This window comes from Bradyrhizobium diversitatis (assembly GCF_016031635.1).
Lineage (GTDB): Bacteria > Pseudomonadota > Alphaproteobacteria > Rhizobiales > Xanthobacteraceae > Bradyrhizobium > Bradyrhizobium diversitatis.
Genome location: NZ_JACEGD010000009.1, coordinates 144,702 through 168,827 on the forward strand (window position 1 = coordinate 144,702; position 24,126 = coordinate 168,827).

Here is a 24,126-nt window from a genome sequence, read left to right on the forward strand (position 1 = left end):
GCCGTCGTCGCGCTGCTGTCCGCAACGGCGCGCTGACGTGAAGCTCACCTTGCCGCGCCTTCCGTGAAGGCCGTCTCGATCACCTCGCCGAACGGCTGCCACGAGCGTCCGTCGAACTGGACCAGCCGCATCTGCCTGATCGGCAGGTAGTTGTTGGGCGAAGTATTCATCCGGATGTTGGGCAGCGCCACGGACGGATGATAGTCCCTGAGCGAAGCCGCCTGACGCATGATGTTCTCGCGCGAAAAATCGTCGCCGCATTGCTTCAGCACCTGCGTCAGCGCCTCGGCCGCGGCGTAGCCATAGAGTGCGGCGCTGTTGTTGGTGCTTTCGACCCGATGGTACTTGTCCATGAAGGCGAACCAATCCTTCATGGCGGGATCGTCCTTCCAGGCGGGATCGCTCGGATCCTTCAGAAAAGCCGCCGAGATCACACCGGCCGAGTTCTCGAGGCCCGCGGGCGCCATCGCATTGGCGATCGAGGCGGAGGCATCGTTGACGATGAAGACCGGATGCCAGTTGAAGGACGCCGCCAGCTTGATCACCTTGGATGCCGTCGACGGCACGCCGAGAAAGACGAAGATGTCGGCGCCCGCGCGTTTGAGGATCGAGACGTGCCCGTCGAGATGCTCGTCGGCAATGTCGAAGGCGATGTCGACGAGGACGTGACGGTTGAGATCGCCGAGGCCTTCCTGGATGCCCTTGTAGAGCATGCGCCCGAACTGGTCGTTCTGCCAGAGCACCACGATCTTCTTCCTGGGGTAGTAGGCCTGGATGTAGTTGGCGTAGATGCGCCCCTCGGACCTGAACGACGGCTGCCAACCCATGGTCCAGGGAAACGCCTTGGCCTTGCTCAGCTCCTCGTCGCCGGAGGCGACGAAAAGCTGCGGGATCTTCCTCTCATTCAGGTACCAGCGCGTGGCGAGATTGCCGGGTGTGCCGAACGAGCCGAACATCAGGTGCACATCCTCGGTCTCGACCAGATTGCGCGTCAGCTCCAGCGCAGTCGCCGGATCGGAATTGTCGTCGCGCGTGATGAAGCGGATCCTGCGGCCGTTGATCCCGCCACGCGCGTTGATCATGTCGAAATAGGCGGCTTCCGCCTGGCCGATAGCGCCGAACTCCGAGAGCGGTCCCGAATACGGCATGACATTGCCGACGCGGATTTCCTCGTTGCTTGCCGGTTGCTCGGCACGTTGCTGGGACATCGCCCCGAGCGAGGCGAAGGCGGCGATCAACACGAGCAGCAGTCTGCCGGTGACGCGCATGTTCGACACCTTGTCGTTGGCCCACACCAAGGCCGCTCCGTCTAGGTCAAGCGTTTGTCAATCGTGTGGCTTGCCGCCCACTTCAAAGTGGCGGGGCTGACGGCCTCGACCTAAAGGGGCAGACGTGCTGACGCTCTGTTACAGCTGTGTGCCCTCAAGCCTTCGCTACGGCAGCCCGCGCGCCTCGAGCTGACGCACCAGCAGCAGCGTCGGCTCGGCGAGGCTCTCGCCGGAGCCGTCGAGGCCGAAGGCGCTCGCGATACCTTCGCGGCTGCGCAGCAGCGTGCCGCGCGGGCAGTGGCCGGCGCCGCAGAGCGTCTTCTTCAGGGTTTCGCCCTGCGCCACGAGGCCGGAGGAATCGTCCGCGGCCCAGGCCAGCACGATCGGCACATCGACATTGAGGATGCCGGGGAAGGCCGATCGGCTGTCGTACTGGGTGGGGTCGGTGCCGAGATAGGCCTTTTCGCTGTCGCTCGCCTCCTTGCCGACGCGGTAGATCCCGGACACCAGCACGACGCCGGCGACGTCGGCAAATTTCGACCATGCGGGAAGCCGGCGGCTAGATTAGCGTTGCAGTATGACGTTGGACAGACGCTATGAATCTAGGAGACGGGCCACAAGCGCTTCTAAGCGCGGGCCGACGCCAGCATTTTCGATTCCATCTCGTACGCGCTTTCGAGCCAGTTGGAACCTGGCGCCGGCCGGCAATTCAACCAATGCTGCAACTTCTTCGGCAGCTCGCCCTGCGTCCGCTAGCTCTCTATGAAGCGCAATAGTAATATCAGCGAGGTATGGGAAGATTGAATACAACTTTATCGAAGTGCCGCGCCCCCCATTGGCCGCGCGCCTGAAGATCGGCAACTCGCGAGCGGGCTGTTTCGCTGTTCAATATGGCCGCAAGGAAAAGACCTTCTCCCTCCGACGAAGCCGGCGCCCAGTAGATTCCGTGCTCTATGATGCTCGATGGATCACGCAGCAAACAAGCTGCAGGTATCGTGCCCGAAGCTGCATAGATAACTCGAAGTGGCCTTTGAGGAAACTGCGAGCTAAGTTCGTTGTGGTAATTCCATCGTTGTATGAGCGTCATCCCGCCGCTTTCAGAATTGGCATTCCACACGGCTTCCGCAGAAGACAAATATCCGTGCAATCCAGAGAAGCCCCGATTGGCTGCGGCCTGCGCATCCATAACGACACCATCATGTGTTACCGGCACAACCGCCTCAAAAGGTCGAAAAACGCGGAAGGGCAAAATGCTCTCACCGAGGAGCACTGGATGAAGGAATTCGGCTTCAACTCTGTGCTCAATTCCCGAGAGGGTTTTCCAGGGCTCTTTCTCCTGAGATGAACGGCGGCTCCTCACAAATGGAGCAGTCGGATCACCGCCAAGGCGACCTGCTGTCTGTCGCTCCACGAAACAAAGCATACGAGGAACAAGGGTAGCGCCTTGGCGAAATGATGAACGGTAAGCGGAGCCGCCAGCAAACTGGCCCTCGGAAGGTCGAGGCACAGCATCTCGTACTTCCAAGTGCTCATCTGCGACGCTTTCGGGCGCATCTCGCAATGGTAGGGTACCCTCATACGCGCGTACGGTTTCCGGCATTGACTGCGAGGTAGCTCGCCGACGTCCGAATACTACGCAAGACGGAACAGGGAATAGCGGCTGAACTCCATCATTCATCGTCCATGCTTCTTCCCAGATGATTTTTGCCGAAGTGAACGCGCCTTTTCGAAGAAGGTCGAATTGTCCGCGAGTGAGTGCGGCGAGAGGCAAGACGAACGCTATGCGGCCACCTGAACGCAAATAGAGCGCAGCGGCCCGAACGGTGAAGAGAGCCGCAAGGTCGTTCTGTGTTGCGAATTTTCCACCGACATATACTCTCTCCGCCTTCGCGAGTTCACGAAACCGCTTCTGCAAATCAGAACTCATGTGCCGGAAGGCAACCCACGGAGGATTGCCTATGACCACATTCGCCCAACCTGTCCCAAACGCCAAAGCGAGCGGTCGCGAGAGGTTTCGGGCCACGTAGGTCCATACGGAATCGCGACCTTGCCGTCGAAGATCATCAAAGGTGACATATGTAGTGACCATCTCGCTGATGGCGCTCTTCTCTTCCGCGTCGATATCGCGCTTGTAATACTGTTCGATAATGCGTGTGAATGCGGATGCGACTTGGTTGGGCTTCAAGCCTTGTTCCGAACCCTCGCGCATCTGCCCGACCAGATTATCGAACAAACCTATTTCCTTGCAGAAAATCTCGGGGAACTTGAGTTGAGCTGCTTCGGGTGGAGCTGGGACCGAGATAACTAGGTCGGTAACGCCCATGATACTTGCAGTCGATAGCTGCAATGCATCTCCGAGATATACCGGTATTGAGAGCGCTCCCGCTCGCGCAGAGATCACCGGCGCAAGACCGAGCAAATAGGTAACCCTCGCAATGATTACCGCAACAGGATGGATGTCCATTCCTGCAACATGCTTCGTTGCCTCTTCCGCTCGTCGACGGGAGTCGAGGCCTGCATCGTCGGCTTCCAAGAGAAAGTTTCTGATAGAATGAAATAGAAAGGTGCCGGAACCGCAAGCAGGGTCAAGGACCCTTTGTTCGAGCGGTCGATCTACGGCGCGGCGGGTGATTTTAGCTGCGAGCCAATCAGGGGTGTAATACTCCCCTAGTCCGTGACGCTCGTCGCGATCAATCAAGGACTCGTAAAGAATCTTGAGTACGTCAGTCTCGACTTCCTGTAAGCGAAACCGTCGTACGTGAGTAAGGATGCGGCGAACTAAGTTTTCTCCTTCGGCATCAGCGACAATCCAATCAAAAAAATCGCTTTCTGCGGCTCCGTAGACACCGGCAGCTATGAACGCGGCCCCTGATAGTACGCGTTTGGGATCGTCGTCGCGCAATCCAAGAACTGCCAGCGCGATTGCCTTGGCTACGACTACCAGAAACGTGTGCTGGAAGAACAGCGCGTCGCTCTCAACCTCACGACCATAGACGAGCTTGAGGAGTTGAGCCCATAGTTGCCGCTTCAACTTCGTGGCCGGATCATTCTTCCACCGCTCCCAAAGCGCCGATAGCTGTTCGTTCGCTCTCCGAAACGCAATCGAATCTTGTCCAAGTTCAATGCGAACCGTCACAGGATCGGGCGTGAGTGTGCTCCTCAGCGCAACCGCACCATCCAACCACGCCAAGAACCCATCTCGCTTATCAGGGTCCAGCGTGGTTTCTTTGACCTTGACCAACGCGCCACCTTGGCGCTCAAAGACCACCCATTTGAAGCCGTCAGACGCAATGCCGACATAACGCTCTCCCTCTTCTCGCTCTCTGTCAGCGAGGTAGTCGGGCATACGGCGGACTACGTCGTCCCATTCATTGTCGAGGTTGCGTTTGGCCTCGAAGACCGTCCGGCCAATGAGCGCATCGAGTCGCCCTTTGACTTCCGGTACTCTGCGCTCGAAATCGAGTGATGACAGTTCGACGCCAAACTCCTCAATAAGAAGCTGGCGGAAATCCGCTTTGACCTCGTCGTGCCCCGGCCGACTTGCCAGATGGACAAGAAGTTCGTGTGTGCGGTTGTTGCGGCTCAATTACATCCCCTGCGGCCGCGGTTTGCTTGCGATTCTCCGCTGCCTTCTCGGCTAATAGACCAAGCCGTATGGTCCGTATAGGGCCAGAAAGCTCGGGTGCTACGGTCTTAGTACCAATGAAAAGCTTGCAAGTTGGCAAAGCACCCAGCGCTCGCCCGACGTGGGGAAGGGCAGAGAGGTTGTCGCCAACGAATAGGCGCGTCGCCTCGGACCCACAGCCTTACGGCAGCCCGCGCGCCTCGAGCTGACGCACCAGCAGCAGCGTCGGCTCGGCGAGGCTCGCGCCGGAGCCGTCGAGGCCGAAGGCGCTCGCGATACCTTCGCGGCTCCGCAGCAGCGTGCTGCGCGGGCAGTGGCCGGCGCCGCAGAGCGTCTTCTTCAGGGTTTCGCCCTGCGCCACGAGGCCGGAGGAATCGTCCACGGCCCAGGCCAGCACGATCGGCACATCGACATTGAGGATGCCGGGGAAGACCGATCGGCTGTCGTACTGGGTGGGGTCGGTGCCGAGATAGGCCTTCTCGCTGTCGCTCGCCTCCTTGCCGACGCGGTAGATCCCGGACACCAGCACGACGCCGGCGACATCGGCGCCGTCGGTCTGCAGTTCGGGATGGGCCAGCAGGGTGGCGACATGGAAGGCGCCCGCGCCGTAGCCGACTGCGACGATCTCGCGGCGATCGCCGTTGAAGAGGTCGATATTGCCGTGAACCCATGATAGCGCCGCCGCCACGTCGGACGCGCCGGCCGGCCAGGTCGCCGCGGGCGCCAGGCGATAATTGACGCGGACCCCGATCATCTCGTTGCGCGCGGCAAAGCACATGGCCTGGTCCTGGATCTGCCGCGACAGCTCCGGCGCCGCGCGGTCGCCGGTAAAGGTGTCGCCCGCGACGAACAGCAGCACAGGCCGCGGCGTGTCCGCCTTGGTCGCCCTGGTCGCGACGTCGAGCACATTGGCCTCGCTCTCGCCATAGCGCAGGCCGCGCGAGAAGGTGACCTGCTCGCACAGCCGGGCGGTGCCGCCGGCGGTGGTGTCGCTGTCGGTGAGGCCTGCCTGGACGAGCCCGGTGGGCGGCGACAGCCGCGCCGGCAAAACTCCGTGTGCGGAGGCCGCGGTCATGGTCAAAAGGAGGAAAACTACCAGGTAATTCTTCATGGTGATGCCGGCCTCGCGGACCGATATTGGCTTGCCGATTGGGCCTGTCTTTTCAATTCGCCTCATTAGTTGGCTGATGTTGAGGCGAATTCACGGCACCTTCGCCCGGCAGGCGGCCGGCGTGGCGCGGGCCTCAGTCTGGCAAGCAGCCGCGGATTGGACCGCAAGTTCGCGGACCGCGCGACGATTGCGCGGCGCGGCCATTTTGTCCCGGTCCGTCAAGCCGTTACCCGGCGCCACCTGGGCCCGCAGCGGAAATGGCTTCCTACTGTGCATGGGGTTGTTTTCGCAGTTTATGTTGGACCGGCCTGTCAGGCCCGCTTCATCGTCCGGAAGGTGATGGAGTAGCGGCGCGCCTCGATCGGGGGGGCATGCTGTGCTCCCATTGCGACCGCGCCTCGCCCTCCATCATGTAGAGCGAGCGCGGCAGGGCCTCGAGCGTGTGGCGTTCCCATCTGTCCCCGTTGCGGCGGCGGAAGCGGAATTTGCAGGGCGAGCCGAGCGACAGGCCCAGGACCTTGTCGAAGTGCGGCTTGTCGCGGTGCCAGCCGATGCCGACGCCGACCTCATATTCGGTGCACAGCACCTGCCGAACGCTGCCCTCCGCCAGCTGCGCCCATGCCACGACCTGCCGCGCGACGGGCAGCAGCCAGTCCGGGATCGGCTCCGCCTCGGCCAGCCGCTGCAGCGAATAGTCATAGCGATAGCCGAACGAGGCCACGCGCCGGTTGCCCTCGAAGGCGCCGAACTGGAAGCGCTGGAGCGGCAATGCTGCGATGCGGTCGATCAAGTCCTGCTCGACCGCGGCATCGATGAAGTCGTCCGTATGGCGAAGCCCCGCAGGGCCCGCTTCCGGTTCGGCGAACAAACCAAGCTGCGTCATGCCTCGCATTTCCGTGATGGAACCTAATGGCGGCTGCTGCGACTTATCTATGACGCGGGAAGAAACGTGCGAGGCTGTCATGGCAGAGAAGCATACCGCCGATCCGGTCGAGATCATGCGGGCGACCGGTCATCCTGAGCTTGAATATGCCGCGGGCTGGACCATCGCAGGTCTCGTCACCATCGGCACCATCGTCGCCGCCTGGGTGTTCGCGATCTGAGGCATGATCCGGAAAAGTGTGAAGCGGTTTTCCGGATAGATCATGCCTCAACAAAAAGCTGAGAGGCGATGCGCATCGCACCTCAGGCCACAGGGAATTGCAGCTCGAAGGCGACGCCGTCGCCGGTCGGCTTGAGCTTGATCGAGCCGCCATGGCTCGCCATCACCGCCCGCGCGATCGCCAGCCCCATTCCAGTACCGCCCTGGTCGCGGCGGGTGGTGAAGAACGCATCGAAAATCCGGTCGCGGTTGGGCGCCGAGATCAGCTCGCCGTCGTTGCTCACGGTCAGCCGCAGGGTGGTGCGCTCGTCGACCGCCTCCAGCCTGATCGTCCCGGCCTTGTGCCGCACCGCGTTGTCGGCGAGATGCGACAGCACGATCAGCGCCTTCTCGCCGGACATGCCGATCGCCCGGTCGAGGCTGCCGCTGGCTTCGATCGAGCTTGCCGGAAACCTGTTCCGGAGGTCGGCGATCACGGGTGCAAGCTCGGTGCGCTCGTTCTGCGGCAGGCTTTCGGCGCGGGCGAGCTCGCGCAGCCGCTGCGCCATCGCCTCCAGCCGCTGGGTGTCGGACAGGATGTTGGCGATGAATGTCGTCTGCTCGGCCGGCGTCAGGCCCTCGGCCTTGCCTTGAAGTGAATCCTGCAACAGCTCGGCCGCGCCCTTGATCGAGGTCAGCGGCGATTTCAGTTCGTGGGTGAGGTGTGCCGAGAACGTCGCGATGTAGTCCGAACGCCGCGCCAGCTGCTCGGCCATGCCGAGGAAGCTGTGCGAGAGCTGGGCGAACTCCCGTGTGCCGTAGTGCCGGAGCGGCCGGAACGCCTCGCGGTCACCGCGGCCGATTCTGGCGGCGCGATCGATCAGCTCGCGCATCGGCAGCGTGATGGTGCGCGAGAACACGAGCCCGATCGCGATGGTGCCGAGGAGCACGGCCAGCCCCGCCAGCACGAACTTGGCCCGCTCCTGGTAGAGGTGGTCGAAGATGTTGCTCGGCGTCCGCGTGGCGTAGATCACCCCCGCGACGCGATTGTCGACAATGACCGGCATCGCCGAGAACACGTGCACGCCGAGGCCCCGGCTGAAGGAATAGATCGGCGGCGGCGGCTTGTCCGGCACGCGGTTGCGCAAGGTGGCGCGGTATTGCCCGTGCAGCGCGTCCGCGACCTCCTCGATATGCGCAAGGGATTGCCCGACCTCCTGCCGGCCGGCGATCACCACGCCTTGCGGATCGAGGATGCGAAAGCCCGCCAGCGTCACCTTCTGCGTCTCGCGGATGATCGGCGTCAGTCTTGCGCCGATCTCGACATAGGCGGGCTGCGCCGGCCGGGGTGCAGCCTGGGCATCCGGCCGCCGCCGCAGCAGATCGTTCGCGGTGAGATCGAGCCCGGGGCGGATCGGCGTGACCTGGTCACCGGGATCGGGCAGCACGCCCGGTGGCACCTCGGCGCCCAGCGTGAGGCCGCTGTCGAGCCTTGCTGCAACCTCCTGCGCATAGATCGTCGCCAGCACGCGGCTCTGCGCGATCAGCTCGGCCTGGGTCTGTCGGATGAGCTGGTTGTCGTAGAGGCGAAAGAAGAACAGGCCGACCAGTGGCAGGATGGCGACGGTGGCCAGCACCGTGAAGATGACCAGCCCCAGCGACGGCCGCCATTTATCTGGCGCCGCGCTCATGCCTCTTTCTCGCAGCGGCCGAGCTTGAAGCCGACGCCGTGGATGGTCTCGATGACGTTGTCGCAAGCCAGCGCCGCGAGCTTGGCGCGGATATTGCGGATGTGGCTGTCGATGGTGCGGTCGGAGACCTGGATGTTGAGCTGATAGGCGGCCCGCATCAGCTGCTCGCGATTGAAAACCGATGTGGGGCGGGTCAGGAAGGCGCGCAGGATACCGAACTCGATCGCGGTCAGTTTCAGCGGTGTCCCTGCAAATGAAGCCACGTGCTGTTCGGGATCGATCAGGAGACTGCCTTGCGACAGCGCGGTGGGAACCGCCTTGGCCTCGCCATTGCGCGGGCTGAGGCGACGCAGGATGACGTTGACCCGCGCCACCAGCTCGCGCGGGCTGAACGGCTTGGTCACGTAGTCGTCGCCGCCGATCTCGAGGCCGAGGATGCGGTCGATCTCCTCGTCGCGGGCCGACAGGAACAGGATCGGCACGTCGGACGTCTTGCGGATCTCGCGGCAAACGTCGAGGCCGTCGAACTCGGGCATGCCGATGTCGAGCACGATGAGGTCGGGCCTGTCGGCGGCAAAGCGGAGAAGCGCCTCCTTGCCGTCGCGCGCCTCGATCACGTCCATGCCGGCCTTCTTCAGGGCGACGCGGATGACCTCGCGAATGTGGCCCTCGTCGTCGACGATGAGAATGCGATTCGCCAAGAAATTCTCCGCTGTCTCGTCAGCCCGCCAACCGGCTGCCGGACCTGGTTTCCGCCTGGGCGTCCAGCCTGCGCTGGAGCCGCCAGCTTCGGAAGCTCCAACTCCGCCAGGCCAGGTCCTGGCGCTGCTGTTCTACAAGCCTGTCTCGCTGTGACACAAGGCAGCCCTCGCTGGCGCCGGGCCGCAGCGCGATCGCCCTGTCGATGGCGGGCAGCGCCTGCGGCCCGAGCGTCAGGAGATAGTCGATGTCGATCTGCACGCCGTTGCCCGATGCCTCCCGGCTGTGGGTGACATTGTAGTCGGCAATGAAGGCGTCGAAGTTCACCAGCGAGCAGCCGTACAGCACGATCGTCAACGCGATCAGGTTGGCGCCGATCAGCCATTGGTTGGACCGGTTGAGGGCGATGCGGGTCACGATCAGGACCAGTCCGAGCGCGACCAGCCCCATCCAGATGAAGGCCGCGATGCGCCAGTAAGTCAGCATGTAGATGTCGACATAGAGATCGAGGCGGAGGATGGAGGAGGCGACCAGAAGCACGTTCTGCCCGACCCAGAGATAGACCAGCGGCCGGATCACCTTCGATTTCTCGGCCGGTCCGCCCGGTCGCATCGCGACCAGGACGAAGGCGGCAGCGAGCAGCGCGGTCGCGATCAGCGGGTAGGCGCCGCGATGGGCGTAGGACGCATAGGTCAGGTTCTCGGGCAGCGCGACGTGGCCCCAGAGATAGATGGCGTCGAGAATCGACTGTGCCGCGAACAGCAGATTGAACAAGATCAGCGAGCGCAGGATGGTGGAGGGGCCCAGAAACTCCGGCGACACGAAGGGCGGCAGCGGCTCCGCGACGTCCGTTTCGGCGGCGGCAACCTTCTTGCGCCGCCAGCGCACATGGATGAACGGCCAGACCAGCGCCAGCATCAGGATCCAGAACAGCACGCGCCAGACGCTGACATATTCGAAGATGATCTTCGGATTGAGCAGCGACACCCATTGCTCGATCACCGGATTGGCGGCGGCGAACAGCGCCACGAACACGGTGCTCAGCACCGCCGGCATCAACCAGAGCGCGATGCCGCGGGTGAACGCCGACATGTTGCAGACCTGAAGCGCGTCGGGGAAGAATCTGAAGGGACCGAACAGGACAAGGTTTCGCAGTGCGCGGGCGCGTTCCGCGAGGCCGGTCGTCTCCGGATTGGTTGCGAGCAGCAAGGCGATGGCCAGCGCTGCGACGAGAATCAGCAACGAAAGCGTGTTGAGCTCCTCGATGGCCGGCACGAGACCGAGTGCAACGATCGCGCCGCCGGTTACTGCGCGGCGAAAGTCCAGCGCCGCACGGTTGGCAAGCAGAGAGGCGCAGGCAATCGCGACCGCCAGGATCACCAGGGACATTCCGATCCGCCGGCCGTAGAGCAGAAAGTCGCCAAGTGCGGCGAGCAGCAGTGCCATTGCGAGCTTGGCCGACAGTGCCGAAGGCCTGATCGGTGGAATGTCCGTCGTCGATGTCGAAGCCAGGCTCGTCATGTCCAGAAGATTCTCCGTGATGGGGCATCACGAATTCTGGACGGCGCTCGTGCAGAAGTCGGGATCATCGCCTGCACGGTTTCAGGAGTCTTTTGCAGTTTTCGTGCAGACCCGAGTTTGTCTCTCGCGCAGCGTCAACCGCTTTGATAGGTGCGAAGCATTCGCTCCAATCGCGAGTGCTGCATCATGCAATTCCTCAATCGCCTCTGTCTCGTCCTGCTCTGGCTGGCCACGCCGCTCGCCGCATTCGCGGCAGCGAACAAGAATGACCCCTATTTGCTCGTGCTACGCGGCGCCGGAAACATCGCGCTTGTCGTCGCAAGCATCCTGGTCGTCATCGTCCTGCTGCGTCGCGGGCATTGGCGCAGCATTGCGGGCAAGCTGCTCGTCACGCTCTGGTGCCTGCCGCCGCTGCTGATGTCCGCCGCGCATGTCAGGTTCGAGCTGCGCAAGCACGCCGTTCTCAGCGTGAGCGCCGCCGAGGCTCGCCAGCTCGGACCACATTTCATGGTCGGGTATTCGTCCTTTCCGGAGGTTGCGCGTCTCGCCGAGCAGGGATTGATCGGCGGCGTCTACGTCACCCGGCACAACATCCGGGGACGGACGATCGAGGCGCTGCGGGCCGAGATCGCGGCGCTTCAGCACAAGCGGCGCGCCGCAGGCCTACCGCCGCTGGTCGTTGCGGCCGATCAGGAGGGCGGCATCGTCGGGCATCTCGCGCCGCCGCTGACCAAGGTGCCGGCACTGGCGACGCTCACCGGGCTCGCGCCCGGCGACCAGCAGGCCAGGGCAGAAGAGTTCGGCCGCATCCACGGCCGAGAGCTTGCAGATCTCGGCGTCAACCTCAATCTCGCGCCGGTGCTCGACCTGAAGCCGCCGGTTCGCCGCAATCGCCTCGATTTTCACACGCTGATCGGCCAGCGCGCGATCGCGGCCGATCCCGCGGTCGTCAGCACGATCGCGAGCGCCTATGTCCGGGGGCTGGAGGAGTCGGGCGTCGGTGCCACGCTCAAGCATTTCCCCGGCATTGGGCGCGTGCGCGATGACACGCATCATTTCAGCGCCAGTCTCGACACGCCGGTGAAGGAATTGGAGGCAACCGACTGGCTGCCGTTCCGCGAGGTGCTGTCGCACTCGCGGAGCGCTCTGATGGTCGGCCATGTCACGCTCACCGCTGTCGATCCCGACCGCGCCGCATCGCATTCGAAGCGTGTGGTCGAGGGAATCGTTCGTGGGAAATGGGGTTACCAGGGCGTGGTGATGACGGACGATCTCGTCATGGGCGCAATCTACCAGAACGACGTCTGCAGGGCCGTAGTGGAGGCGATCAACGCCGGCGTCGACATGCTGCTGGTCGCCTATGACGGCGCGCAATTCTATCGGGTCTTTTCGTGTGCCCTGGATGCATCGCGGCAGGACAGGCTCGACGCAGCGATGCTGCGCGCGAGCGCGGCGCGGTTGGAACTGCGCTCGCCGGCCGCACAGGCCGGAGCGGTCTCACCCGTTGGAAGCACACTTGGGATGATGGGCATGCCTGCTGCCCCGCGCGCGATGGCGCGGGGCGGTTGAACTCGGGCGCCTGCGCGTCGCGACGGGCGCGGCCTATTCGGCCTGCTCCAGCGCCGCCGGCATCTTCGCCACGGACATCAGCGACCGCGCCACCTGATTGAGCAGGAGATCGGCGTTCTCCTCTTCCGCGAGCGACTTCGACAGCAGCGCGACGATGGCGCTGTGCCGGAGCTGCTGCGCAAGGTTGCGTGCGGTGGTGTAGCCGGACATCTCGTAATGTTCGACGCGTTGGGCCGCCGAGATCAGCGCAAGGTCGGCGGCTGCGTCCTCCTTCTCTTCGCCTTCCTTCATGACTTCCTGGCCTTCCTCGATCAGGCCCATCATGCCCTTGCAGGGCTTGGCCCGTGCATTCTCGCCGAGCAGCTCGAAGCATTCATTGATGCGCTCGACCTGGTTCTCCGTCTCGGCCAGATGCTGCTCGAACAGTTCCCGCAGCTGGTCGAAGCGCGCGGCCTGAGCCATCTTGGGAAGCGCCTTGGTCAACTGTTTCTCGGCATGGAGGATGTCGCGCAGCTCGTGAAGCAGAAGGTCGGTGAGGCCCGCCTCGTCGACGGGCGACGAGCTCTCCGCGACGATCGACGGGGCCGCGCCGGGGTCCGAAGACTGGAGGGCAGGCGATTCTGTGAATACCCAGTCCTCGCCTTCGTTCCAGGGACCGCGGGTGTCGATCTCGCCGTGATCACCGCTGCCGGTGGAATCGTTGAAATACTGGTTCACGAGGCCCGGCGTCGGCGCGATCCTGCCGATGCTGAAGGCCGGCTTCGACAGGCTTTCGAGTGCCCGTGCGAACGCCTTCATATGGGTAATCTCTCTCGTCATCAGGAACTGCAGCGCGTCCTTGCTGCCGGCGTCGTCGCAGAAATTGATCAGTCGTTCGTAGACGATCTTTGCCCGTGCTTCGGCGGCGATGTTGCTGCGGAGATCGACGTCGAGCTCGCCGGTGATCTTGAGATAGTCGGCAGTCCAGGGATTGCCTTGCGAATTGAACAGGTTGACGCCGCCGCCGCCGGCAATCGCAATCAGCGGATCGGCTTCGGCCGCCTGGCGATCGTTCTTCGAAGGCGCGAGGTGCATGCGGGCAAGGCAACCGACGACTTCGAGATGGCTGAGCTCTTCGGTGCCGATATCCATCAACAGGTCCTTGCGGTCGGGATCCTCGCAATTCAGCCCCTGAATCGAATATTGCATCGCCGCCGCAAGTTCCCCGTTGGCGCCGCCGAACTGCTCGAGGAGCATATTGCCGAAGCGCGGATCGGGTTCGTCGACGCGCACGGTGAACATCAGCTTCTTGACGTGGTGGTACATGGGACGGCTCGCGCTGTGAGGGAAACTACGGCGACAACGGGCCCTCGGAATGTTCGTTCCTAGTCATCTCAAAATTCGGATTTCGTTCCAGATTGGTCTGGCGGGGCGGCTTGAGCCCGTCCCGGCAATAGAGTAGCGACGGAGCAATTGGCCTCCGCCGCTCCCCCGCGCCTGTGGACCAGCTCGCATGCGGTCGAGGGGCCGGCGGTCTCATCACGCATTGTGCTTCGAATGCAGGTGCGTTATGGCTCTCGCGCTTTCCAGAGGCGGAGACGAGCTTTGTCGAAACAATCCCTGCGCGAGGAGGCCGAACGCCTGATCCGCGAATCGATGGAAAAGAAGACCATCGTCGTCAAGCAGGGCACGACCCGCATCGAGGCGGTCTGCGGCAAATGCGGCGCCCCGAACCGGGTCCAGGCGGAAAAGGGCCAGGCCCGCGTCAAGTTCGCCTGCAAGCAGTGTGGGCACAAGCAAGAGACGTTGTAGCCAGGCCCCCTGACCTCACCGTGCTGCCGCGCTCCGGCTCCTCGCCACAGTCAGCGTTCTTCCACGAACTTCTTGAACGCATCGGCATAGTCCGGGTGCCAGCGCGACAATGGCGGGCGGTTCTCGACGATGTCGCCCATAGCCCAGAGCATGCGTTTCTCGTCGAGGGCCCGGGGCACGTCGTTGTCCGGGCAGAGGATGTAGAAATCGCCGGCTTCCAGCCGTGCCAGCATGAAATCGACCGTCTCATCCGGTGTCCAGGCGCCGGCCGGCTTCTCGGTGCGTCCCTTCGCGGTCAGGCCGGTGAAGACGAAGCCCGGGATCAACAGATGCGCCGTGATGTGGCAGCCCTTCGTGTTGCGCAGCTCGTGTTGCAGCGCCTCGGTGAACGCCTTCACGCCGGCCTTCGAGACATTGTAGGCGGGGTCGCCCGGCGGCGTGGTGATGCCCTGCTTGGAACCGGTGTTGATGATCAGGCCCGGTTTGCCGCGCGCGATCATGTTCGGCGCGAAGATTCGCGAGCCGTTGATGACGCCCCACATGTTGGCGCCGATGATGCGTTGCCAATGGTCGGGCTCGCCGAACAGCGTGCTGCCCGGCTGGATGCCGGCATTGTTCATGAGGATGTCGGTGCCGCCAAACCGCTCGCGCACCGCGCGTTCCAGTTCCGTCACGCTCTCGACCTTGCTGACATCGACGGCGGATGTCATCACGTTTGCGGGTGCCGTGACGGCTGACAGTTTTGTTGCAGTCTCCGCCAGCCGTGCCTCGTCGACATCCGCGACACATACCTTCATCCCAGTGCGCGCGAAGGCGATGGCAGCTGCAAATCCGATGCCGGATGCGCCGCCCGTGATGACGGCAACATTGTCTTTGACGATGGCGGGATGTGGCATGGATCGTCTCCGTGGAGGGCCTCGGTCGAGCTATAACATGGCGGCAGTCCGACCCTGCACAAGTCGGCATGGGAGGTCTTCGTTCGGCGCTGCCTTTACGCCCAACCGGCCCGGCTGTATCCTCGATCGAACGATCCCGCCCAGATCGAACCAATCAATCACTTGACAGGGAGTGCAGCCATGGCTGTGTCGCAGGCTATTCCGATCACGCGCCATCCGTTTGCAAATGGATCTTACAAGCCGATGCTGATCGACGGGAAGTGGGTCGATGCAGCCTCGGGCAAGCGCTTCGAAACCCGCAATCCCGCCACCGGCGAGTTGCTCGCCACCGTCGCCGAAGGCGACAAGGAGGACATCGATCGTGCGGTTGCGGCCGCTCGCCGCGCCTTCGAAGGCCCCTGGAGCAAGGTCAAGCCGTTCGAGCGGCAAAACCTGCTCCTGAAGCTCGCCGACCTCGTCGAGAAGAATTTCGACGAATTGTCGCAGCTCGACACGCTCGACATGGGCGCGCCGCTCAGCCGCACCCGCGCCTATCGCCTGCGCGCCGTCGGCATGCTGCGCTATTATGCCGGCCAGACCACGGCGATCCACGGCGAGACCATCGAGAACTCGCTGCCCGGCGAGATCTTCTCCTACACGCTGAAGGAGCCGATCGGCGTCGTCGGCGCCATCATTCCCTGGAATGGGCCGCTGACCGCGACGATCTGGAAGATCGGCCCTGCGATCGCGACCGGCTGCACCGTGGTGCTCAAGCCCGCCGAGGAGGCGCCTCTGACCTCGCTGCGCATCGCTGAACTCGCGATGGAAGCGGGCGTGCCGCCCGGGGTCATCAATGTCGTGCCCGGCTATGGCGAGACGGCGGGCGCCGCGCTCGCCTCGCACCATGACGTCGACAAGGTCGCCTTCACCGGCTCGCATGTCACGGGCCAGTCGATCATCCGTGCCTCCGCCGGCAACCTCAAGCGCGTCTCGCTCGAGCTCGGCGGCAAGTCTCCGGACATCGTGTTCGCGGATGCCGATCTCGATGCCGCCGTGCCGGGCGCGGCGATGGCGGTGTTCGCCAATTCGGGGCAGATCTGCAGCGCCGGTACGCGCCTCTTCGTCGAGCAGTCGATCTATGACGAATTCGTCGGCCGCGTCGCCGAGTTCGGCAAGAAGCTGCAGGTCGGCAACGGCCTCGATCCGAACGTGCAGATCGGACCGCTCGTCTCCGAGCAGCAGCTCGAGCGCGTCACCGGCTATCTCGATATCGGCCAGAAGGAAGGCGCCAAGGCGCTCGCCGGCGGCGGACGCGTCACCGAAGGGGCGCTGTCGAAGGGCTTCTTCGTCTCGCCGACGGTGTTCGCGGGCGTTGAGGACAACATGCGCATCGCGCAGGAGGAGATTTTTGGTCCCGTCATCTCCGCGATCGCGTTCAAGGACATGGACGAGCTGGTCAAGCGCGCCAACGCCACCACGTTCGGTCTTGGCTCCGGCCTGTGGACGCGCGATGTCAGCAAGGCCCATGCGGTGGCGAAGCGCCTGCGCGCCGGCTCGTTGTGGGTCAACTGCTACCAGGCGATGGATCCGGCGGTGCCGTTCGGCGGCTACAAGATGAGCGGCTACGGCCGCGAATCCGGCAAGCAGCACGTCGAGGAATATCTCAACGTGAAGGCCGTCTGGATCAAGACGGCGTAAGGCCGGCTCATCTTCGCCTCTCCCCGCTTGCGGGGAGAGGCCGGAATTCGCGCAACGCGCGGATTCCGGGCGAGGGGGACTCTCCGCGAGTCTAACTCTCACCGCGATTGCCGAGGCAGCCCCTCACCCCGTAAGAACGGGGAGAGGGAGAATAACCACCGCCTTCTCGGGCGGGCAGTCTCCCTCATATCATCCGTATTTCCTTCATTGACATCCGGGGACCACATGAAATTCAAAGCGTTGTTCAAGCCGTTGCAGGTCGGTCCGTACAAGCTCGCGCATCGCGTCGCGATGGCGCCGCTTACGCGCATGCGCGCCGAGCGCGAGAGTTTTGCGCCGCGGCCGCTCAATGCCGAATATTACGGCCAGCGTGCAACGCAAGGCGGCCTGATCGTCGCGGAAGCCTCGCCGGTGCTCTCGCACGGACGCGGCAATCCGGCAACGCCAGGCATCTATTCGGAGGCACAAGTCGCGGGCTGGCGCAAGGTGACGGATGCCGTGCACGCCAAGGGCGGCATCATCTTCCTCCAGCTCTGGCATGTCGGCCGCGTCTCTCATTCCTCCTTCCACGGCGGCGAGCTGCCGGTCTCGGCTTCCGCCATCCCGATCAAGGCGGAAGGCATGAAGGCGATGACGGCCGACGGCAAGATTGCGGACTACGAGACGCCGCGCGCGCTGGAGACCGAGGAGGTCAAGGACATCGTCGAGGCGTTCCGGCAGGGTGCGAAAAACGCGCTCGCCGCGGGCTTCGACGGCGTCGAAATCCACGGTGCCAACGGCTATCTGCTCGAGCAGTTCCTGCAGTCGCGCAGCAACCAGCGCACCGATCAGTATGGCGGCGGAATCGAGAACCGCGCGCGCCTTCTGCTCGAGGTCACGCAGGCCGCGATCGACGTCTGGGGCGCGAACCGCGTCGCCGTCCGGTTGTCGCCGCACGGCATCGCCAATGATTCCGGCGAGCCCGATCCGATGCCGCTCTACACCCATGTCGTGAAGGCACTCGACAAGCTCGGTCTTGCCTATCTGCACTTCATCGAGCCGCGCTCCAGCGGCGCCGGCCGCGCCGACGTCCACTGGGACAACGTGCCCTCGGCAATGGTGCTGTTCCGCCCGCTCTACAGCGGCGTGCTGATGACCGCGGGTGGCTTCACCGGCGAGACCGCGAACGCGGCGATCGCCGATGGGCATGCGGATATCATCGCGTTCGGCCGCATCTTCATCTCCAATCCCGATCTGCCGCGCCGGCTTCAGCACGACTATCCGATCACGCCGTACAACCGTGCGACCTTCTATAGCGGCGAGGAAAAGGGATATACGGATTATCCTGTTTATGACGAGCTGACGCCGGCATAACTTGCTCCGTCATTCCGGGGCCCGACGAAGTCGCGAGCCCGGAATCCATCCGACCGCATACCCGGAGGTGAGATGGATTCCGGGCTCGATGCTTCGCATCGCCCCGGAATGACGAGTTAGAGTGTCGCGCCACCGTCAGCCGCAATGACGACGGGGAAACACAATGGCCAAAGCCGCCGCCGCAGGTATAGCCACCGGCCAGTGTCTCTGCGGCAAGATCGCCTTCGAGATCGACGTTCCCGCGCGCTGGGCCTGGCACGATCACTCCGCCGCCAGCCGCCGCGCCCATGGCGCGGCTTACGCAACCTATGTTGGAAGCTGGAAGAAGCGCTTCCGCATCACCTCCGGCAAGACCGCGCTGACCCGCTACGAGGACAAGGCGACGAAGACCGCGCGCAGCTTCTGCTCGCATTGCGGCACGCCGATCGCCTATGAGCGCCCGCGCGGGCCGCACATGGTCAACATCCCCCGTGCGCTGTTCACAGAGCGCACCGGCCGCCAGCCGCTCTATCACATCGCCATCGAGGAGCTGCAGGAATGGGCCTATACCGGCGAACCGCTGGTGCCGCTGAAGGGGTTTCCGGGCGTGGTGTGGCAGCGCTCGAAAAAGAAGAAGCGGGCGAGAGGCGAGGATCCGTTCGAGCTCGGCCGGGAGGAGATGTAGCGCGGGCTGCGTACCGAGCTCTCGTGCTCCGGACGCTGCGCATCACCACTTCGGTGATGCGCTGCTGAGCCGGGGCCCATACGTCAGTGAGATTGGTGCCAGTTATGGGTCCCGGCTCTGCGCCGCACCGCTACGCGCTGCGTCGCGTCCGGGACACGAGACCGTCCCGCGCAAGGCAGCCATGACCACGCTTCCTTGCGTGCCTCCCAAGATCTCGGCCATCATGCCTTCAGTCCTTGCGGCAATGCCCGCTCCTGGAGGAAACATGAAGAACAAGATCACCGGCCGCTCCGCGTTTCTCGCGCTTCTCAAGGACGAAGGCATCACGCATCTGTTCGGCAATCCCGGCACCACCGAGCTGCCGATCATGCACGCGCTGAAGGATCATCCCGATCTCACCTATGTGATGGCGATGCAGGAAAGCCTCGTGGTCGCAATCGCCGACGGCTACAGCCGCGCCTCGGGCAAGCTCGTCGCCTGCAACGTGCACGTCGCGCCCGGCCTCGGCAACGCGATGGGCTCGCTCTACAACGCCCAGTTCACGGGCACGCCGATGATTTTGACCGCAGGCCAGCAGGAGCAGGGCCACGGCCTGATGGAGCCGGTGCTCTATGGTCCGCTGGTGCGGATAGCCGAGCCGCTGGTGAAATGGGCGGTCGAGGTGACGCGGCTGGAGGATCTGCCGCGCATCGTGCGCCGCGCCGCCAAGGTCGCGACCACGCCGCCGACCGGACCGGTGTTCATCTCGCTGCCCGGCGACATCCTCAACAGCGAGGCCGGAATCGATCTCGGCCGCTCCACCCGCATCGATGCCCGCACAAGGCCGTCGGACGAGGCGTTGAAGATCTTTGCCGCGCGGTTACTGAAGGCTGAGCGTCCCGTCATCGTCACCATGGACGAGGTGGTCAAGAGCGATGCTCTGAAGGAGGCGGCTGACTTGGCCGAGCTGCTCGGCGCGGCCGCCTACCAATCCTCGACGCCCTATGGCTCGCACTTCCTCTCGGAGAGCCCAAGCTTCATCGGCACGCTCGCGCGCGTGCAGAAGGCCGCGCGCGATACCCTCGCACCTTACGATCTCCTGATCGCGCTCGGCGGCGATCCCCTGCGCATGTCGGTCTACAGCGAGGTCGATGCGCTGCCGGACGGACTCGCCATCGTGCAGGTCGGCCTTGTCGACTGGGAGATCGCGAAGAATTACGGCGCCGAGATCGCGCTGAAGGCGGACTTGAAGGAGACGCTGCGCGCCTTGATCCCCGTCCTGAAGGAGATGGGTGGCGAGGAATTGGCGCAACGCGCCAAGCGGCGCCTTGCCGAGCTCGCGCCGAAGAACTGGACCGCGCGTCGCGCTGCTCTGGTCGAGCAGATCAGCAAGAGCGCGGGCCGTAGCCCCATCGATCCCGATTATCTGGTGCTGCAGATGGTCGAGGCGATGCCTGATAACGCCATCCTGGTCGATGAGGGCCTCACTTCCAGCCGCCAGGTCACGGCGCTGCGGCCGCACCGCGATCGCTATGGCTATCATGGCCTTGCCTCAGGGGGAATCGGCTGGGGCCTGCCGGCGTCCGTGGGTGCCAGCGTTGCCAACCCCGATCGCCCCGTCGTGTGCTTCTCCGGTGACGGCAGCGCGATGTACTCGATCCAGTCGCTGTGGACGGCGGCGCACCACAAGCTGCCGCTCAACGTCATCATCGTCAACAATGGCGGCTACCGCATCATCAAGCAGCGCCTGCTCGCCTTCCATGGCGACGACAACTACGTCGGCATGGATTTCGTCGATCCGCCCGTGGATTTCGCCGGCGTCGCCAAGGCGCTGGGCTGCGAGGCGATCAAGGTAAGTGATCCCCTCGAACTGAAGGCAACGCTGGCCTCGGCGTTCAATCGACCGGGCACGAAGCTGATCGAGGTGATGGTGGACGGGACGGTGTAGGGCAGGCTCTGTCCACCGTCATTGCGAGGAGCGCAGCGACGAAGCAATCCAGGCTGTATCCGCGGAGGGATTCTGGATTGCCTCGCTTCGCTCGCAATGACGAGGAGGAAGCAGCTACCCCTTCTTCCCCACCCGATACCCCGCAGCCGGATGCGGCGCATCTAACCGCGGCCGGCCGGCGCCGAACAGCTTCTCCCGCAGCGTGCCCTTGGCATACTCGCTCTTGTACCGTCCGCGCCGGGTCAGCTCCGGCACCAGCATGTCGGCGATGTCCTCGAAATCGCCGGGCGAGATCGCGAACGCGACGTTGAGCCCATCGACGTCGGTTGCTTCGAACCATTGCTCGATCTTGTCCGCGACCATCTCCGGCGTGCCGACCACGACCGGGCCGGCGCCGCCGATGCCGACATGCTCGATGACGTCGCGCACGGTCCAGACGCGGTCGGGGTCGGCGCGGGTGACGTTGTCCATGGCGCTGCGGCCGGCGTCGTTCTGGACGTGGCGGACCTGCTGGTCGAGGTCGTATCCGGAGAAGTCGACGCCGGTCCATCCCGACATCAGGGCGAGCGCGCCCTCGGGGCTGATGTGGCGGCGATAATCGGCGTATTTCTCCTTCGCCTCGGCCTCCGTCCGTCCGAGGATGATCGTCATCATCGAGAACATCAGGATTTCGGCCGGGTTGCGGCCGAGCGCGGCAGCCTCCTGCCGGATCGCGGACACGCGCGGCGCGATCACCTTGGCCGACGGACCCGACATGAACACGCATTCGGCATGCTTGGCCGCGAACTGCCGCCCGCGCGGCGAGGTGCCGGCCTGGTACAGCACGGGCGTTCGCTGCGGCGAGGGCTCGCTGAGATGAATAGTGTTGTTGATGCGGTAGTTCGCGCCGTCATGATTGACGCGATGAACCTTTGCGGGATCGGTGAACAAGCCGCGCTTGCGGTCGCGCAGCACGGCGTCGTCCTCCCAGCTCCCTTCCCAGAGCTTGTAGACGACCTCCATATATTCGTCGGCGATGTCGTAGCGGTCGTCGTGCCCGGTCTGCCTGTCCTTGCCGGCACCGCGCGCGGCGCTGTCGAGATAGCCAGTGACGACGTTCCAGCCGATCCGGCCCTCGGTGAGGTGATCGAGCGTCGACATCCGCCGTGCGAACGGGTAGGGCGGCTCGAAGGACAGATTGCTGGTGACGCCGAAACCAAGATTCTGCGTCACCGCTGCCATCGCCGACAGCAGCAGCAGCGGCTCGTTCGACGGCGTCTGTGCAGCATTGCGCAAGGCTGCGTCAGGGCTGTTGCCATAGACGTCGTAGACCCCGAGCACGTCCGCCAGGAACAGCCCGTCGAAGCGGCCCCGTTCCAGGGTTCGGGCGAGATCGATCCAGTAGGGCAGGCGGTTATAGTCGGCCGTGCGGTCGCGTGGATGGGTCCACAGGCCCGGTGACTGGTGTGCGACGCAATTCATCGCAAAGGCGTTGAGCCTGATCTCTTTGGCCATGCTGGTCCCTCGGCGCCCTGTACTGAGCGCTCTTCGAATGATAGATGTGCGCCCCAACTTGGCGAAGTTCTTGCATATGTTTGGGGGTTGGCAAGGTCAAAATCAGCGGTGCCGCCACGCCTGGCAAGCCGATCTCGAGCGAGCAGGAACGAAATCCCAAGAAAATTACAAGCGAACTACAAGAGAAACTCCAAGAAACTCTCCAAGCCCCCTGCCACTTTCGATGGCCTACGTAGCCCGCTACGTTCGCCCGCCTCGACAACCTTGAAAACGAAAGCAATGACCAGAGCCGACGCCATCGCCCGCGCCCGGGACGACTTCAAGTCCGGTGCGTTCCTCGCTGAACTCGACCGCCGCGTCGCGTATCGGACCGAGAGCCAGAATCCGTCGCGCGGCGCCGAGCTGCGCGCCTATCTGGAACGGGAGATGCAGCCGGCCTTCGCCGCGCTCGATTTTTCCAGCCGCATCGTCGAATCCCCAAGCGGCAAGGCGCCCTTCCTGTTGGCCGAACGTCACGAGAGCGCGTCGGCGCCGACCGTGCTGATCTACGGCCATGGCGACGTCGTCGACGGCATGGAGGGCGAGTGGCGCGATGGCCGCGATCCCTGGCGCACGACGGTTGCAGGTACGCGCCTTTATGGCCGCGGCACCGCCGACAACAAGGGCCAGCACAGCATCAATATGGCGGCGCTCCGCGCGGTGCGTGACGCTCGCGGCGGCAAACTCGGCTTCAACGCGAAATTCATCGTCGAAATGGGCGAGGAGATCGGCTCGCCGGATCTCGGCAAGGTCTGCGATCTCAATCGGGACGCGCTCAAGGCCGACTTGTTCGTGGCATCCGACGGGCCGCGCCTGTCCGCGGACCGGCCGACGCTCTTTCTCGGCTGCCGTGGCGGCATCCGCATTCATCTCGACGTGAATCTGCGCGACGGCGGCCACCATTCCGGCAATTGGGGCGGCGTGCTCGCCAATCCCGCGACCATCCTGGTCAATGCGATCTCGACACTGGTCGACGGCCACGGCCGTCTCCTGCTCGATGCCTTGAAGCCGCCGCGGCTCACCAACCAGATCCGCAGCTACCTCGCCGACGTGCAGGTGGTGCCGACCGCCGACGAGCCGGCGCTCGCGGAGAACTGGGGCGAGGAGGGGCTGTCGGCGGCCGAGCGGCTCTATGCCTGGAACACGCTCGAAGTGCTGGCGATGTCGTCAGGCAATATCGAGAAGCCGGCGAACGCCATTCCCGGTCACGCCAATGCCGTGCTGCAACTGCGCTTCGTGGTCGGGACGAAGGTCGAGGGCCTGATCGAGGCAATCCGCGCGCATCTCGTTGCAAAGGGTTTTCCCATGGTCGAGGTGCGGGCGGCCCAGAGCTTTGCTGCATCGCGCACCGATTTCGACAGCCCCTGGATCAAATGGGCGGCGGATTCGGTCAGGGAGACCACAGGAAAGGCGCCGGCCGTGCTGCCGAATTTCGGCGGCTCGCTTCCAAACGACGTGTTTTCCGAGATCCTGGGCCTGCCGACGATCTGGGTGCCGCACTCCTATCCCGGCTGCTCCCAGCATGCGCCCAATGAGCACATCCTGCTGCCCTTGACCGAAGAGGCCTTGACGGTGATGGCCGGGCTGTTCTGGGATCTCGGGGAATTGCCAGGACCACTGACAGGCCCGTTAACCTGAGGCATCGGTCCAGCCGAAAGTCACATTCTAATCCGGCCCGATTTGTGCTTGCATCCGGCCGCATCATCCTGAAAGGGGAAGA

18 protein-coding genes and 1 pseudogene are annotated in these 24,126 nt (G+C 63.9%); 8 read left to right on the forward strand and 11 right to left on the reverse strand.

The window, feature by feature from the left end; all coding sequences use genetic code 11:
- Window positions 1-44: 44 nt before the first annotated feature.
- The 5 genes and pseudogenes from H1B27_RS11000 to H1B27_RS11020 all read right to left on the reverse strand — a co-directional run bounded on the left by H1B27_RS11000 (window position 45) and on the right by H1B27_RS11020 (window position 6,887).
- Window positions 45-1,268 (reverse strand): ABC transporter substrate-binding protein, encoded by a 1,224-nt coding sequence (locus H1B27_RS11000; RefSeq protein ID WP_197966097.1) that lies wholly within the window; start codon window positions 1,266-1,268, stop codon window positions 45-47.
- 165 nt (window positions 1,269-1,433) lie between these two features.
- Window positions 1,434-1,775, reverse strand: a complete 342-nt coding sequence (locus H1B27_RS11005) for a hypothetical protein (protein WP_246515349.1) — start codon at window positions 1,773-1,775, stop codon at window positions 1,434-1,436.
- Window positions 1,776-2,049: 274 nt separating this feature from the next.
- On the reverse strand, window positions 2,050-4,854 hold the full coding sequence (locus H1B27_RS11010; RefSeq protein ID WP_197966066.1) for an N-6 DNA methylase: 2,805 nt from the start codon (window positions 4,852-4,854) through the stop codon (window positions 2,050-2,052).
- Between the two features lie 220 nt (window positions 4,855-5,074).
- The gene (locus H1B27_RS11015) at window positions 5,075-6,004 is read right to left on the reverse strand and encodes an alpha/beta hydrolase (protein WP_197966067.1); all 930 of its coding nucleotides are present in this window, start codon (window positions 6,002-6,004) and stop codon (window positions 5,075-5,077) included.
- 311 nt (window positions 6,005-6,315) lie between these two features.
- Window positions 6,316-6,887: pseudogene (locus tag H1B27_RS11020) on the reverse strand (alpha-ketoglutarate-dependent dioxygenase AlkB).
- Between the two features lie 79 nt (window positions 6,888-6,966).
- Between H1B27_RS11020 and H1B27_RS11025 the strand changes: the two are divergent.
- Window positions 6,967-7,107 carry a hypothetical protein gene (locus H1B27_RS11025; protein WP_165935896.1) on the forward strand — a complete coding sequence of 47 codons (141 nt, stop codon included), beginning with the start codon at window positions 6,967-6,969 and terminating at the stop codon, window positions 7,105-7,107.
- A gap of 82 nt (window positions 7,108-7,189) precedes the next feature.
- On the opposite strand, the gene H1B27_RS11030 is transcribed toward H1B27_RS11025, so the two are convergent.
- Genes H1B27_RS11030 through H1B27_RS11040 form a run of 3 tightly spaced genes read right to left on the reverse strand, consistent with a single transcriptional unit; the run spans window position 7,190 to window position 10,996 of the window.
- On the reverse strand, window positions 7,190-8,776 hold the full coding sequence (locus H1B27_RS11030; RefSeq protein ID WP_197966068.1) for an ATP-binding protein: 1,587 nt from the start codon (window positions 8,774-8,776) through the stop codon (window positions 7,190-7,192).
- Window positions 8,773-9,477, reverse strand: a complete 705-nt coding sequence (locus tag H1B27_RS11035) for a response regulator (protein ID WP_061879059.1) — start codon at window positions 9,475-9,477, stop codon at window positions 8,773-8,775. Before H1B27_RS11035 ends, H1B27_RS11030 begins: the two co-directional genes overlap by 4 nt.
- 19 nt (window positions 9,478-9,496) lie before the next feature.
- Entirely contained in the window at window positions 9,497-10,996 is a 1,500-nt protein-coding gene (locus tag H1B27_RS11040) for a DUF4153 domain-containing protein (protein ID WP_197966069.1), read from the reverse strand.
- Between the two features lie 186 nt (window positions 10,997-11,182).
- Here H1B27_RS11040 and H1B27_RS11045 point away from each other — a divergent pair, with 186 nt between their 5' ends.
- The gene (locus H1B27_RS11045; RefSeq protein WP_197966070.1) at window positions 11,183-12,565 is read left to right on the forward strand and encodes a glycoside hydrolase family 3 N-terminal domain-containing protein; all 1,383 of its coding nucleotides are present in this window, start codon (window positions 11,183-11,185) and stop codon (window positions 12,563-12,565) included.
- Window positions 12,566-12,598: 33 nt separating this feature from the next.
- On the opposite strand, the gene H1B27_RS11050 is transcribed toward H1B27_RS11045, so the two are convergent.
- Window positions 12,599-13,870 (reverse strand): DUF892 family protein, encoded by a 1,272-nt coding sequence (locus H1B27_RS11050; RefSeq protein WP_061879057.1) that lies wholly within the window; start codon window positions 13,868-13,870, stop codon window positions 12,599-12,601.
- 279 nt (window positions 13,871-14,149) lie between these two features.
- Here H1B27_RS11050 and H1B27_RS11055 point away from each other — a divergent pair, with 279 nt between their 5' ends.
- Complete coding sequence (locus tag H1B27_RS11055; protein ID WP_061879056.1) at window positions 14,150-14,356, forward strand: hypothetical protein; 207 nt, start codon at window positions 14,150-14,152, stop codon at window positions 14,354-14,356.
- A gap of 50 nt (window positions 14,357-14,406) precedes the next feature.
- Here H1B27_RS11055 and H1B27_RS11060 read toward each other — a convergent pair whose 3' ends face one another.
- Complete coding sequence (locus tag H1B27_RS11060) at window positions 14,407-15,252, reverse strand: SDR family NAD(P)-dependent oxidoreductase (protein WP_197966071.1); 846 nt, start codon at window positions 15,250-15,252, stop codon at window positions 14,407-14,409.
- A gap of 180 nt (window positions 15,253-15,432) precedes the next feature.
- Between H1B27_RS11060 and H1B27_RS11065 the strand changes: the two genes are divergently transcribed.
- From H1B27_RS11065 to H1B27_RS11080, 4 genes are all read left to right on the forward strand, one after another.
- Window positions 15,433-16,929: an aldehyde dehydrogenase family protein gene (locus H1B27_RS11065; RefSeq protein WP_197966072.1), complete on the forward strand. Its 1,497-nt coding sequence runs from the start codon at window positions 15,433-15,435 to the stop codon at window positions 16,927-16,929.
- A 225-nt stretch (window positions 16,930-17,154) separates the two neighbouring features.
- A complete protein-coding gene (locus tag H1B27_RS11070) occupies window positions 17,155-18,282 on the forward strand; it encodes an alkene reductase (RefSeq protein WP_197966073.1) in 1,128 nt (375 codons plus the stop codon).
- A gap of 163 nt (window positions 18,283-18,445) precedes the next feature.
- On the forward strand, window positions 18,446-18,946 hold the full coding sequence (locus tag H1B27_RS11075) for a GFA family protein (protein ID WP_061879052.1): 501 nt from the start codon (window positions 18,446-18,448) through the stop codon (window positions 18,944-18,946).
- Window positions 18,947-19,211: 265 nt separating this feature from the next.
- Window positions 19,212-20,873: a thiamine pyrophosphate-binding protein gene (locus H1B27_RS11080; protein ID WP_197966074.1), complete on the forward strand. Its 1,662-nt coding sequence runs from the start codon at window positions 19,212-19,214 to the stop codon at window positions 20,871-20,873.
- Window positions 20,874-20,987: 114 nt separating this feature from the next.
- On the opposite strand, the gene H1B27_RS11085 is transcribed toward H1B27_RS11080, so the two are convergent.
- On the reverse strand, window positions 20,988-22,367 hold the full coding sequence (locus H1B27_RS11085) for an LLM class flavin-dependent oxidoreductase (protein WP_197966075.1): 1,380 nt from the start codon (window positions 22,365-22,367) through the stop codon (window positions 20,988-20,990).
- A gap of 279 nt (window positions 22,368-22,646) precedes the next feature.
- Between H1B27_RS11085 and H1B27_RS11090 the strand changes: the two genes are divergently transcribed.
- On the forward strand, window positions 22,647-24,044 hold the full coding sequence (locus H1B27_RS11090; protein WP_197966076.1) for a M20 family metallopeptidase: 1,398 nt from the start codon (window positions 22,647-22,649) through the stop codon (window positions 24,042-24,044).
- The last annotated feature ends 82 nt before the right edge of the window (window positions 24,045-24,126 follow it).

Coding starts and splice junctions, on each gene's coding strand:
- H1B27_RS11000 (WP_197966097.1), bottom strand. CDS start 1,268: ATGCGCGTCACCGGCAGACTGCTGCTCGTGTTGATCGCCGCCTTCGCC.
- H1B27_RS11050 (WP_061879057.1), bottom strand. CDS start 13,870: ATGTACCACCACGTCAAGAAGCTGATGTTCACCGTGCGCGTCGACGAA.
- H1B27_RS11075 (WP_061879052.1), top strand. CDS start 18,446: ATGGCCAAAGCCGCCGCCGCAGGTATAGCCACCGGCCAGTGTCTCTGC.
- H1B27_RS11045 (WP_197966070.1), top strand. CDS start 11,183: ATGCAATTCCTCAATCGCCTCTGTCTCGTCCTGCTCTGGCTGGCCACG.
- H1B27_RS11025 (WP_165935896.1), top strand. CDS start 6,967: ATGGCAGAGAAGCATACCGCCGATCCGGTCGAGATCATGCGGGCGACC.
- H1B27_RS11030 (WP_197966068.1), bottom strand. CDS start 8,776: ATGAGCGCGGCGCCAGATAAATGGCGGCCGTCGCTGGGGCTGGTCATC.
- H1B27_RS11070 (WP_197966073.1), top strand. CDS start 17,155: ATGAAATTCAAAGCGTTGTTCAAGCCGTTGCAGGTCGGTCCGTACAAG.
- H1B27_RS11060 (WP_197966071.1), bottom strand. CDS start 15,252: ATGCCACATCCCGCCATCGTCAAAGACAATGTTGCCGTCATCACGGGC.
- H1B27_RS11040 (WP_197966069.1), bottom strand. CDS start 10,996: ATGACGAGCCTGGCTTCGACATCGACGACGGACATTCCACCGATCAGG.
- H1B27_RS11015 (WP_197966067.1), bottom strand. CDS start 6,004: ATGAAGAATTACCTGGTAGTTTTCCTCCTTTTGACCATGACCGCGGCC.
- H1B27_RS11085 (WP_197966075.1), bottom strand. CDS start 22,367: ATGGCCAAAGAGATCAGGCTCAACGCCTTTGCGATGAATTGCGTCGCA.
- H1B27_RS11080 (WP_197966074.1), top strand. CDS start 19,212: ATGAAGAACAAGATCACCGGCCGCTCCGCGTTTCTCGCGCTTCTCAAG.
- H1B27_RS11065 (WP_197966072.1), top strand. CDS start 15,433: ATGGCTGTGTCGCAGGCTATTCCGATCACGCGCCATCCGTTTGCAAAT.
- H1B27_RS11090 (WP_197966076.1), top strand. CDS start 22,647: ATGACCAGAGCCGACGCCATCGCCCGCGCCCGGGACGACTTCAAGTCC.